This is a genomic window from Streptomyces sp. NPDC046831 (assembly GCF_040645305.1).
In the GTDB taxonomy this organism is placed as follows: domain Bacteria; phylum Actinomycetota; class Actinomycetes; order Streptomycetales; family Streptomycetaceae; genus Streptomyces.
In genome coordinates, this window is sequence record NZ_JBEYXZ010000012.1 from 154,618 (window position 1) to 166,090 (window position 11,473).

General features: G+C 73.6%; 12 protein-coding genes. 7 read left to right on the forward strand and 5 right to left on the reverse strand.

The window, feature by feature from the left end:
• Positions 1 to 161 precede the first annotated feature (161 nt).
• Entirely contained in the window at positions 162 to 539 is a 378-nt protein-coding gene (locus ABZ920_RS13810; protein ID WP_361503086.1) for a MauE/DoxX family redox-associated membrane protein, read from the reverse strand.
• Between the two features lie 431 nt (positions 540 to 970).
• Between ABZ920_RS13810 and ABZ920_RS13815 the strand changes: the two genes are divergently transcribed.
• The 3 genes from ABZ920_RS13815 (at position 971) to hemC (ending at position 3,880) form a co-directional block, all read left to right on the forward strand.
• The gene (locus tag ABZ920_RS13815; protein WP_361503089.1) at positions 971 to 1,954 is read left to right on the forward strand and encodes an ATP-dependent DNA ligase; all 984 of its coding nucleotides are present in this window, start codon (positions 971 to 973) and stop codon (positions 1,952 to 1,954) included.
• Positions 1,955 to 2,092: 138 nt separating this feature from the next.
• Positions 2,093 to 2,869, forward strand: coding sequence for an NPP1 family protein (locus ABZ920_RS13820; RefSeq protein WP_361503091.1), 777 nt, complete (start codon positions 2,093 to 2,095; stop codon positions 2,867 to 2,869).
• A gap of 75 nt (positions 2,870 to 2,944) precedes the next feature.
• Positions 2,945 to 3,880 carry a hydroxymethylbilane synthase gene (gene hemC / locus ABZ920_RS13825; protein WP_361503094.1) on the forward strand — a complete coding sequence of 312 codons (936 nt, stop codon included), beginning with the start codon at positions 2,945 to 2,947 and terminating at the stop codon, positions 3,878 to 3,880.
• 169 nt (positions 3,881 to 4,049) lie between these two features.
• On the opposite strand, the gene ABZ920_RS13830 is transcribed toward hemC, so the two are convergent.
• The gene (locus ABZ920_RS13830; RefSeq protein ID WP_361503097.1) at positions 4,050 to 4,580 is read right to left on the reverse strand and encodes a hypothetical protein; all 531 of its coding nucleotides are present in this window, start codon (positions 4,578 to 4,580) and stop codon (positions 4,050 to 4,052) included.
• A 661-nt stretch (positions 4,581 to 5,241) separates the two neighbouring features.
• Here ABZ920_RS13830 and ABZ920_RS13835 point away from each other — a divergent pair.
• Positions 5,242 to 6,033 carry a SigB/SigF/SigG family RNA polymerase sigma factor gene (locus ABZ920_RS13835; RefSeq protein WP_361503138.1) on the forward strand — a complete coding sequence of 264 codons (792 nt, stop codon included), beginning with the start codon at positions 5,242 to 5,244 and terminating at the stop codon, positions 6,031 to 6,033.
• 77 nt (positions 6,034 to 6,110) lie between these two features.
• On the opposite strand, the gene ABZ920_RS13840 is transcribed toward ABZ920_RS13835, so the two are convergent.
• The gene (locus ABZ920_RS13840; RefSeq protein WP_361503099.1) at positions 6,111 to 6,452 is read right to left on the reverse strand and encodes an ANTAR domain-containing protein; all 342 of its coding nucleotides are present in this window, start codon (positions 6,450 to 6,452) and stop codon (positions 6,111 to 6,113) included.
• A 190-nt stretch (positions 6,453 to 6,642) separates the two neighbouring features.
• Between ABZ920_RS13840 and ABZ920_RS13845 the strand changes: the two genes are divergently transcribed.
• A complete protein-coding gene (locus ABZ920_RS13845) occupies positions 6,643 to 7,446 on the forward strand; it encodes a VOC family protein (protein WP_361503102.1) in 804 nt (267 codons plus the stop codon).
• An 81-nt stretch (positions 7,447 to 7,527) separates the two neighbouring features.
• Here ABZ920_RS13845 and glgX read toward each other — a convergent pair whose 3' ends face one another.
• Together glgX and ABZ920_RS13855 are read right to left on the reverse strand one after the other, a co-directional pair.
• On the reverse strand, positions 7,528 to 9,675 hold the full coding sequence (gene glgX / locus ABZ920_RS13850) for a glycogen debranching protein GlgX (protein WP_361503105.1): 2,148 nt from the start codon (positions 9,673 to 9,675) through the stop codon (positions 7,528 to 7,530).
• Positions 9,672 to 10,184 (reverse strand): pep a2, encoded by a 513-nt coding sequence (locus ABZ920_RS13855; protein ID WP_361503108.1) that lies wholly within the window; start codon positions 10,182 to 10,184, stop codon positions 9,672 to 9,674. Before ABZ920_RS13855 ends, glgX begins: the two co-directional genes overlap by 4 nt.
• 300 nt (positions 10,185 to 10,484) lie before the next feature.
• Between ABZ920_RS13855 and ABZ920_RS13860 the strand changes: the two genes are divergently transcribed.
• Entirely contained in the window at positions 10,485 to 10,784 is a 300-nt protein-coding gene (locus ABZ920_RS13860; RefSeq protein ID WP_361503110.1) for a DUF5133 domain-containing protein, read from the forward strand.
• Positions 10,785 to 10,898: 114 nt separating this feature from the next.
• On the forward strand, positions 10,899 to 11,473 hold a 575-nt coding region (locus tag ABZ920_RS13865; RefSeq protein WP_361503112.1), incomplete at its 3' end, for a maltotransferase domain-containing protein.

Consider the following 11,473-nt stretch of genomic DNA (forward strand, 5'->3'; position numbering starts at 1 on the left):
ATGGTCGTCCGTCGTGAGGGGGTCTCAGGAAGAGCGTGGCAGTGATCGGCGGCCGTGGCGAGGCACCGCAGTACCAGGGCCTCCGCCCGACACGCCGAGAGCACGCACCGGACGCCGCGGGCCCGCCCTCCGGGCGGACGACGGGACTTCGCGGACACGGCTCAGGATCGGCCGGCGTTCGCGGCGACGCCTCGGGCCCACAGGACGAGCGGCACCTGCAGGGGCAGCCGGCCGAGGGCCGCCGCCCGCTGCGGGGCCGGGCGGTGCCGCCAGTCCACGGCCATCTTCACGTTGGCGGGGAAGACCCCGACGAAGAACGCCGCCGTGGCCAGCGCGGCCGCCCGCCGGGTGCGGGGTACGGCGAGGCCCGCGGCCAGGGCGAGTTCGGCCGCGCCGCTGACGTACGTCCACGTCCGGGCACTGCCCGGCAGGACCTTCGGGACGATCGCGTCGAACTGCCGCGGAGCGGCGAAGTGGGCGGCGCCCGCCGTGGCCAGCAGGCCGGCGAGCAGCAGGGGTGAGCGTTCTGACCGGGGCACGGTTCCTCCTCCGACGATGGGGGGCGCGATCCTACTGAACGGTAGGTACGTGCGGGCGGGCAGGTCCGGCGCGCCCGGCCGGTCCCTGCGGCGGCGCGTCCGGCGCACCCTGTCCAACCCTGCGGCGGCGCGTCCGGCGCCCCCTGTCCAACCCTGCGGCGGCGCGTCCGGCGCACCCGGCCGGCCGGCGGCGCGCCCAGTACGCCCGGCCCGACCCAGCGGCGGCGCGCCCGGCCGGCCCCTGCGGCGGTGCGTCCAGCGCGTCCGGCCGGACCCGCGGCGTCCCGCCCGGCGCGCCCCGGCCGGCCCTGCGGGCGGTCGTCAGCCGTGACGCAGCCGGCCGGCGGGAGGGTCCTACCGCGTGGGGCCCGTTCAGGGGAAAGTGCCCCGTCGCGGGCTTGGCGGCGGACCGGTACGTCGACAACTCAGCCGTGACCCTGCCGCTGATCGCCCCCATGCTCGCCACCCCCGGCACCCTGCCGCCCGCGGCGCAGGACGCGCGGTGGGCGTACGAGACCAAGCAGGACGGCCAGCGCGTGGTGTCCTACCTGGCCGGCGACGGCAGCCTGGTGCTGCGCGCCCGCTCCGGGGACGACATCACCGCCGCCTACCCCGAACTGCGCCCGCTCGGCCGCGCCCTGGGCAGCACGCCGGCGATCCTGGACGGGGAGGTGCTGGCGCTCGACGAGCAGGGGCGGGCCAGCTTCCAGTTGCTGCAGGGCCGTATGGGGCTGGCGCACGCGCCCGGCCGCGCGGCGCGCCGGGCCGCCCTGATCCCCGTCCACCTGGTGCTGTTCGACGTGATGCACCTGCGTGGCCGCTCGCTGCTCGCGCTGCCCTACGCCCGCCGCCGGGAGCGGCTGGAGGAGCTCGGACTCCAGGGCCCGCACTGGTCGACACCGGCGGCGATCGTCGGGCACGGCACGGAAGCCCTGGCCGCCACCCGTGAGCACGGCCTGGAGGGTCTCGTCTGCAAGCGGCTGGACTCAGTCTACGAACCGGGAGTGCGGTCGCGGGCCTGGATCAAGATCCGCAACATGCTGAGCGAGGACGTGATCGTCGGCGGCTGGCTGCCGGGCAAGGGGCGGCTGACGGGCCTGCCGGGCGCCGTGCTGGTCGGCCAGCGGGCCGCCGGGCGGCTGCGCTACGTCGGCAGCGTGGGCACCGGCTGGAGCCAGGCGGAGCGGTCGGAACTCGCCTCCCTGCTGGGCGCGTTGGCGAGCGACGTATGCCCGTTCGACCCCGCACCGGCCGCCCCCGGCGCCCATTGGGTGCTGCCGCGGCTGGTCGGCGAGGTCCGCTACAGCGTCCGCACCCGGGCGGGCCTGCTGCGCCAGCCGTCGTGGCTCCGGCTGCGCCCGGACCTCACGCCCGAGGAGTCGGCGGCGGACCTGCCGGAGACCCCGAGAGGCTGACGAGCCGTCAGAAATGCGGCGTTCCGATCGACTTCACCACGGTGACGCCTGTTCCCCCTTGGCACCGGCCACGGGGCACGGCAAGCTGAACTGCCTTGCCCCCCATGCCCGTTGGGCTGCGCCCAAGAGGAGGACGCAGTGTCGTCAGCGACGTTCACCCCCCGCCGCGGAAGATGGCTGACCGGTCTGGCCGGCGCCGTCGTGCTGGTCATCGCCTTCCCCGCCATCGCCTTCGCCGCACCCCCGCCGGCGCTGCCCGCCAACGCCGAGCCGCTGGAGCGGACGTTCCAGCCCGCCTTCGACTACGACACGGACGGCTGCTACCCGTCGCCCGCCATCGGACCCGACGGGACGGTCAACAGCGGCCTCAACCCGACCGGCGCGCTCAACGGCAACTGCCGCGACGCCTCGGACCTGGACAACACCAACAGCTATGCACGCTCCAAGTGCAACAACGGCTGGTGCGCCGTCATCTACGGGCTGTACTTCGAGAAGGACCAGGCCCTGCCCGGCAGCAGCCTGGGCGGGCACCGGCACGACTGGGAGCACGTCGTGGTGTGGGTGCAGGACGACGAGGCCAAGTACGTCGCCACGTCGGCGCACGGCGACTTCACCGTCCACAGCCGCGACCGGATCCGCTGGGACGGCAGCCACCCCAAGATCGTCTACCACAAGGACGGCATAGGCACCCACTGCTTCCGCCCGGCCAACACCAACGACGAGCCGCCCGAGAACCACTACCACGCCTGGCAGTTCCCCACCCTCGTCGGCTGGAACGGCTATCCCGCGGGGCTGCGGGACAAGCTCAGCGCCTACGACTTCGGCAGCGCCCACTTCGGCCTGAAGGACGGCAGCTTCGCGTCGCACCTCGCGGAGGCGAAGCCGGCCGGGATCGCCTTCGACCCCAACGCGTGAGCCCGGCCGGCGCGGGTCCGCCGCAGGCCGCGGAGCCGGGCCCGCGCCGCTGCGCTGACGGTCTATCGTGTCCGCATGTCCGTCCCCGAACTGATCCGCGTCGTCTCCCGCGACTCCCCCATGGCGCTCGCCCAGGTCGAGCGTGTCCGCGCCGAGTTGGCCGCCCTGTACCCGGCGGTGCGCACCGAGGTGGTGCCGGTGCGGACCACCGGCGACAAGTGGCTGGGCGACCTGTCCGCGGTCGAGGGCAAGGGCGCCTTCACCAAGGAGGTCGACGCGGCGCTCCTGGCCGGCGAGGCGGACCTCGCGGTGCACTGCCTCAAGGACGTGCCCGCCGACCGTCCGCTGCCGGCGGGGACGACGTTCGCCGCGTTCCTGAAGCGGGACGACGTCCGCGACGCCCTCGTCCACCCGGGCGGACTCACCCTCGACGAACTGCCGGCCGGCACCCGGATCGGCACGTCCTCGGTACGGCGGGTCGCCCAACTGGCGGCGTCCCATCCGCACCTGCGGTGCGTGCCGTTCCGGGGCAACGCCAACCGCCGGCTGGAGAAGCTGGGGGCCGGCGAGGCGGACGCGCTGCTGCTGGCCGCGTCCGGTCTGGAGCGCATCGGGCGGCAGGACGTGATCAGCGAGGTGCTCCCGACGGAGACGATGGTCCCGCCGATCGGCGCCGGGATCCTCGCCCTGCAGTGCAGGGAGGACGACGACGAGCTGATCGAGGCCGTCGGCGCGCTCGGCGACCCGGACACCCTGCGGGCCGCCACCGCGGAGCGCATGCTCCTGCACGTGCTGCAGGGGCACTGCAACAGCCCGATCGCCGGCTACGCGCAGGTCGACCGCGGCGGTGAACTCTCCTTGCGCGCCTGTGTGTTCACCCCGGACGGCAAGATCCGGCTGAACGCCCACGAGTGGGCTGGCCGCCTGGACGCCGCCACCCTGGGGACGTCGGTCGCCGTCGCCCTGCTGCGCCAGGGCGCCCGGGAGGTCATCGACGGCATCCCCCACTGATCCGGGTCCGGTCCACGTCGCTCGACCGCGCCGTGGAGCGGGCGGTGCGGCGCACCGGACAGGCGCGGGAGACGAGTCAGGGGGCGGGTGGTGCCGTGGAGCGGTGGCCGGCTCGGACGCCTCCCGCACCGCGCCGTGTGCCCGGGCTGCGGCCGACGGGCGGCGCCCGTCAGCCGGCGGCGCCCGGTTCGGCCTGGTCCTTGAGGAAGTTGCTCACCTGGTGCGCGAGGCCGCCCTGCCCGCCGGCGCACGGGGCCGCCGCCCCGACGGCCTCCTCGTGCAGGCCGAGGCCGCCCGTCCACAGCCGGCGGTCGGTCCACTCGTCGTCGACCCGCAGCTGGATCTGGACGTCCACCTGCGCCAGAGCGGCCTCGGGGCCGGCCGCGTAGAGCACCGCCGTGGCCCGGCGCAGCGGGTAGACGTCGTAGCCCTCGATGAACTGCGAATTGCGCCAGTCGACGAACGCGCTCTCCCCGTCGGGGCCGATCCGCACGTCGATCTGCCCGTCCTCCAGGTGGACGCCGAAGCACCGGCCGCCGCGGTTCTCGACGGTGACACGGAGACGGAAGTACGTCAGTCCCTCGGCCGCGTCGTCGCGTCCGCGGGGCGGCTCCGCCTGCTCCAGGCGGTGGACACGGACGCGCAGACCGGGGTGCCCGTCGCACTCCTGCCAGTCCCCGACCACGTTCGGCTCGTACACGCTGCACCTTTCGACTTCCAAGACTGCTTCCTATCCGTGCGCCGAGGGCACTGTCAAATGCGCGGAATGCGGCGTGTCCCCGCGAATTCCCTGGTTCTGATCACTGATCAAGCCGTGCGCAGCAGGAACCCGCACGGGGCCGTCGGAGTGATCGCCGCGGGGGTGCCGCACATCACGTCGGGCGCACCGCCGGCGGCGCCGGCCCGGGCGGCCCCCGCCCGGCGGGTGTCACACCGCGTCCGGCGAGGTGATCACGCAGGTCCGGGCTCCTGCTGCGCGCCCGGCCGTCCGGTGGTCCGGTTTTCCGGCCGGTCCGCCACCGGCCGCCCCGGCCGGAAAACACTCGCAGGGCCCGGGACCCGCGGGCTGCGGGCGTCCCGGCGAGCACGGCGGAGTCCTTTCCCGTCATTGAAATGGACAGTATTTCCGGGCAGCAATTCGGCGGTCACGGTCGACAATTCATTGTCGCGCGGTAGCGCCGAGTCACTTTGCCGGAGCGCCGTTTCGGAAAGCGGGAAATCGGGCATCGCCTTTTCAGTGCTTCGGACAGGAGGCACGTCCGTGGGAGCCGGCGCGCCGCGCCGCGATGTGCGCCCGGCAGGTCGCCCTGCGCCTCCCATGATGTCCGTCCATGCAGCACCTGCTGAGGGAGGCGACTCCCATGCACAACACCGGCAGAACCACGGCTCACCCCCATGACGACGCCCCGGACACGGCGGAGGACTTCGAACGGCTCGCCCGCCTGCCCGAAGGGCCCGAGCACAAGGAGCTCAGGGACGAACTCGTCCGGGTGTGGCTGCCCATGGCCGAGCGGATCGCCATCCGGTTCCGGGGGCGCGGCGAGGCCCTGGAGGACCTGTACCAGGTGGCGGCGCTCGGTCTGGTCAAGGCCGTCGACCACTACGATCCGGCGCGCGGCCACGCCTTCGAGGCGTACGCCGTGCCCACGATCACCGGCGAGGTCAAGCGGCACTTCCGCGACCACATGTGGACCCTGCACGTCCCGCGCCGGGTGCAGGACCTGCGCAACCGGGTGCGGCGCGCGGCGAAGGAGCTGGCCCAGACGACGCCGGGCCACGTGCCCACCGCCGCCGAGATCGCCGCCCACACGCAGCTGAGCGTGAGTGACGTGCAGACCGGGATGGAGGCGCTGGACTGCTTCTCCGCGCTGTCGCTCGAGGCCGAGGTGCCGGGGACCGACGGGTACGCCCTCGGCGACGGGCTGGGCGAGGCGGACGCGCGCTACGACCTGGTCGTGGACCGGGTGGCCGTCACGCCGTGCCTGCTGGCGCTGCCCGAACGCGAGCGCACCATTCTCTACCTGCGGTTCTTCCGCGGCATGACGCAGAGCCGGATCGCCCAGCAGCTCGGCATCTCGCAGATGCACGTCTCACGCCTGCTGAGCGGCTGCTTCGCGCAGCTGCGCGAGGAACTGCTCACGGAGACCGGGTGAACGGCGCTCTGCCGGGGCCGGGGACGGCGAACGCCGGTGAACGCCCCGCCGGGCGGGCGCCGCCCCCGTGATCGGTCTCACTCCTCGGGTGCGCCGGGAATCTGCGGTGGACCGTAACGGTCGAGGGCGGCTTCCAGTTCCGCCTCGATTTCCTCCGGCATTTCCCCGGTGCGCCCCCACAGCAGGACGAGTTCCGCGACATTGCGCAGTTTGACGTTGGTGTGCTGGGAGATCTCCTTCAGCACCGCCCACCCCTCGTCCGGCGGGATGCGGCCGAGCGCCACCATCATGCCGATCGCCTGGTCGACGACGGCGTGCGAGGTCACGGCCTCCTTGAGCTGCGCGACCTCCTGCTCCAGCTGCAGGACGCGGTCCGCCCCGTCACCCGGCTCCTGCGGCGTGCGCGCTGTTGGTGCCACAGGTCCATCGTCCTCACTCCGGAGGATCCTCGCCAGACGTGCGGCAATACCGCGGCCCCGGGCCCTCCGGTTGCGCCGTTCCGCTGTTTCGGCACAACCCGCCGGGTACCCGGCAGGCGGCTACCCGCATTCCGGCCGGACACTGGTGTCCGGGACCGGTGGCCGCCGGTCCACAACCCGAGGACGTGCCATGAACAACGACACGACACCTCCAAGCCGTCCGGCGGACGTCGTCTCCACCCACTCGGTGTGCGGCGCCCCCTGCTGGGTCAGCCTGACCAGCCGCGACCTGGAGGCCACACAGGACTTCTACCGCGCCGTGCTGGGCTGGCAGTGGCGTACGGCCCGGCTGGGCAACCGCTTCCGCATCGCGCTGGCGAACGGCGCACCGGTCGCGGGGATCGCGGCGGTGGCCTCCATGTGGCAGATGGCCGTCGCCTGGACGCCGTACTTCGCCGTGCCCAGCGCGGACGACGCCGTCGCCCGCGTCCAGGAGCGCGGCGGTACGGCCGCGGTCGGCCCGATCTCCTTCCCGCCCGGCCGGGCCGCCCTGCTGGCGGACCGGGACGGCGCGACGTTCGGGATCTGGGAGGGGGAGCTCTTCAGCGACTGGGAGACGTGGCGCAAGGCCGCGCCCGCCTTCATCCGGCTGCACACCCGTGACGCCTTCGACGCGGCGATCTTCTACGGCGAGGTCCTGGACTGGGCCTCGCCGCGTCCCGGCTGCTGCGCGGTGCACTACGAGAAGGACGAGGTCGTGCTGCGCAGCCACGGTGAGGTGGTGGCGCGGATCGAGTCGGGGGCGCTGGAGGCGGCTCCCGACCCGACGATCCGCCCGCACTGGCAGATCCACTTCCGGGCGGCCGACGTGGCCGCCTGCGTCCGGGCCGCGGAGGCCCACGGCGGCAGCGTCCTGCGCGAGGACGCCGACGAGGCCGTGCTCCGCGACCTCGACGGCGCCCAGTTCACGGTCACCTCGCACCGGGAGGGCTGAGCCGGCCGAGCACGTGCGCGGCGGGAGGGCCGTACGCCCGCCCGGCGGCCGGTCCGGGCGGGCGTACGGCCGCCGGAGCGGTCACCGCGGGGCCTTCCTCGGCGGCCGGGACAGCAGGACGAGGCTGCGCGCCTCGACGCGGATCTCACCGCCGGGCTTGTGCTCCGCCTCGTCCGGCGGCCCCTCGGGCGCTGCCGTGTCGACGAGCGTCGTCCAGCGCTCGCCGTAGGCGGCGCCGGGCATACGGAAGCCCACCGGCTCCCAGTATCCGTTGAGCAGCAGCAGGAACGAGTCGTCCACCACCGGCCGGCCCTGCGCGTCCGGCTCGGCGATGGCGTCGCCGTTGAGGAAGACGGCGACGGAGTGGGCGTCGGCCTGCTGCCAGTCCTCCTCGGTCATCTCACGGCCGTCCGGCCGCAGCCACCCCAGGTCGGGCAGCGGCCGCCCGGCGTGGGTCACCCGCTCCCCGTGGAAGAAGCGGCGGCGGCGCAGGACGGGGTGGGCGGCGCGCAGCCCGATGACGTAGCGCGTGAAGTCGACGAGGGCACGCTGCTCGTCGGTGAGCCGCCAGTCGACCCAGGAGATCTCGTTGTCCTGGCAGTAGGCGTTGTTGTTGCCGCGCTGGGTGCGGCCCATCTCGTCGCCGTGGCCGAGCATCGGGATGCCCTGCGACAGCAGCAGCGTGGCCAGGAAGTTGCGCTGCTGGCGGGCCCGCAGCGCCAGCACGGCCGGGTCGTCGCTCTCGCCCTCCGCCCCGCAGTTCCAGGACCGGTTGACGCTCTCGCCGTCGCCGTTGTCCTCGCCGTTGGCCTCGTTGTGCTTGTCGTTGTACGACACGAGGTCGCGCAAGGTGAACCCGTCGTGCGCGGTGACGAAGTTGACGCTGGCGCGCGGGCGGCGCCGGTGGTGGGCGTACAGGTCGGCGGAGCCGGTCAGCCGGGAGGCGAACTCGCCGAGCGTGTGCTCCTCGCCGCGCCAGAAGTCCCGTACGGCGTCGCGGTACTTGCCGTTCCACTCCGACCACAGCGGGGGGAAGTTGCCCACCTGGTAGCCGCCCTCGCCGACGTCCCAGGGTTCGGCGATCAGCTTGACGCGGCTGATCACCGGGTCCTGCTGGATCAGGTCGAAGAACGCCGACAGCCGGTCCACCTCGTGGAACTGGCGCGCCAGGGTGGCCGCGAGGTCGAAGCGGAAGCCGTCGACGTGCATCTCGGTGACCCAGTACCGCAGCGAGTCCATGATCAGCTGGAGGACGTACGGATGCCGCATCAGCAGGCTGTTGCCGGTGCCGGTGGTGTCGTAGTAGTGCGCCCAGTCACCGTCGACGAGGCGGTAGTACGACGTGTTGTCGATGCCCCGGAAGGACAGCGTGGGGCCCTTCTCGTTGCCCTCGGCGGTGTGGTTGTAGACCACGTCGAGGATCACCTCGAGGCCGGCGGCGTGGAGGGCCTTGACCATCTCCTTGAACTCCGCGACCTGCTGCCCGCGGGTGCCGTGGGCGGCGTAGGCGTTGTGCGGCGCGAAGAAGCCGATGGTGTTGTAGCCCCAGTAGTTGGCCAGGCCGCGCCCCTGGAGCACGCCGTCCTGCACGAACTGGTGCACCGGCATCAGCTCGACGGCGGTCACGCCCAGCGAGGTCAGGTGCTCGATCACCGCGGGGTGCGCGAGTCCGGCGTAGGTGCCGCGCAGCTCCGGCGGCACCTCGGGGTGGGTGCGGGTCAGGCCGCGCACGTGCGCCTCGTAGATGACGCTGTCGGAGTAGGTCCGCCTCGGCGGCCGGTCGTCGCCCCAGTCGAAGGCCCGGTCGGTGACCACGCCGAGCATGGTGTGCCCGGCGCTGTCGGCCGGGTCCGGGCCGTGCGGCGAGCGCTCGTAGAGCGAGGGGTGGTCGTCGATCTGCCCGTCCACGGCGGTGGCGTAGGGGTCGAGGAGCAGTTTGCGCGGGTTGCAGCGCTGGCCGGACGCCGGGTGCCAGGGGCCGTGGACGCGGTAGCCGTAGCGCTGCCCCGGCCCGATCCCGGGCAGGTAGCCGTGCCAGACGAACCCGTCGACCTCGGTGAGCGTCACCTCGCGGTGCCCGCCGTCGTCGTCGACGAGGACCAGGTCCACGCGTTCGGCGACCTCGCTGAACAGCGCGAAGTTGGTGCCCTCGCCGTCGTGGGCGGCGCCCAGCGGGTAGGGGTACCCGCCCCATACGGGCACCCCGTTCCGGCGCGTGCGCCCGCTCACCGGGCCTTCTCCAGGACGCCGTCCCGGACGTCCGCCGGGGCGGCCAGCGCGGCGACCGGCAGCGCGCGGGGCGGCTGCAGGCCCTCGCGCAGGGCCGGCGACGGCGCCTTCGGCACGAGCGGGACGCGGACACCGGCGCGGGCCCGCTGCGAGAACCAGATGATCTTGCGGCCGTTCTCGGCGGCGCAGCACCCCCAGCCGTGGCTCGTCGCGGCGATGCGGGCGAGACAGCTCCGCAGGTCCTGGTGGGGGCGCAGGTCGTGGTTGTTCTCCCCGACCGCGGTGATCAGATGCTGGCCGGTCCACCACATCTCGATGGACGTGTTCTTGTCCCGTGCGTGCTCGTCGATGGCCTTGAGCAGCATCTCGGCACCGCTGCACACGGGCTCGACGAGGTCTTCCAGGTCCCAGAACCTCAGGTGCGCGGCCAGGATGCGCCTGACCTGTCCGACCCGTTCCGGGCTGACTTCCACGTCGAGGTGGTAGTAGCAGGGCACTGCGGTCTTCATCGTCCTCGGCTCCTCACCGGCGAGGCTCCCGCTCCCGTCCCGCCTGTGCGGGCCGCCCCCGGGTGCGGAGCGTGAGCGCTGGTTGCCTCTGAGTCAGATCCACACTGGGCGCGCTACGCCATTCGTGCAACACGAGCAGGTGAACGACCTGGTTGAAGATCCAACAGGACGCTTGGTCGTTGAACGTGCACCATGAGTGAAAGTTCTCGAGTGCCGTACGGAACCGCCGCTTCGCATGCCCGGATCCGCCCCGACCGTGGGGAGACGTGCTCCTCGGGACCACCGAAAGGTGACGGCGCCATGCTGCTACCCGCCAAGACCGAAGTCGCCCGCTACCTGCGGCGCTACCGGACCTGGGAACGCGCCATGCTGAAGTCGCCCGACGACCGGACGGTGCGGGCCACCTTCGAGGACTCGGGCTACACGCTGTGCGTGCTGATGGGCAAGCGCTGCGCGCGGGAGGCCGCGGACGCCGCCGAGCGCTACCTGCGCACCGGCCCGGTGACCCGGCTGCGCGAGTCCGGCGGCCGGCCGCGCGGCGGCGTGGTCAGACGGGACCCGACGAAGGCGCCGGCCCGGCCCACCGCCGCCGGGCGGTAGGCGCTTCCCGGCACGACAGGACAGCAGGTGCCCGCGGGGCGGTCCCCCGGCCGCGGGCGGGCGAGGATTCCCCGCCGGGCGCGCCCGGCCTTCGAGCACGGTGGAGGTGACCCCATGAGTTGGACCCCGGCCCTCGGTCGCATTCCGGTGCGGGACGTCGGCCCGGCCGTGGAGTGCGGCCGGCGCCCCGCCAAGGCGGTCGTGGGCGAGACGTTCCAGGTCACCGCCACCGTGTTCCGCGAGGGGCACGACGCCGTGGCGGCGAACGTGGTGCTGCGGGACCCGCGGGGCCGCCCCGGACCGTGGACCCCGATGCGGGAACTGGCCCCCGGCACCGACCGCTGGGGCGCCGACGTCACCCCCGGGTCGACGGGACGGTGGACCTACCACGTGGAGGCCTGGGCGGATCCGATCGCGACCTGGCGCCACCACGCCCGGATCAAGATCCCGGCCGGCCTGGACACGGGACTGGTCCTGGAGGAGGGCGCCGAGCTGCACGGCCGGGCCGCGGCGGGCGTGCCGGAGGGGCCGGAGCGTGCCACGGTGCTCGCCGCCGTCGCGGTGCTGCGGGACGACGCACTGCCGGTCATGACCCGGCTGGCGGCGGCGTTGACGCCGGAGGTGGACGCGGTGCTGGCCCGCCATCCGCTGCGGGAGCTGGTCACCGCCTCCGACCCGCTGCCCCTGCA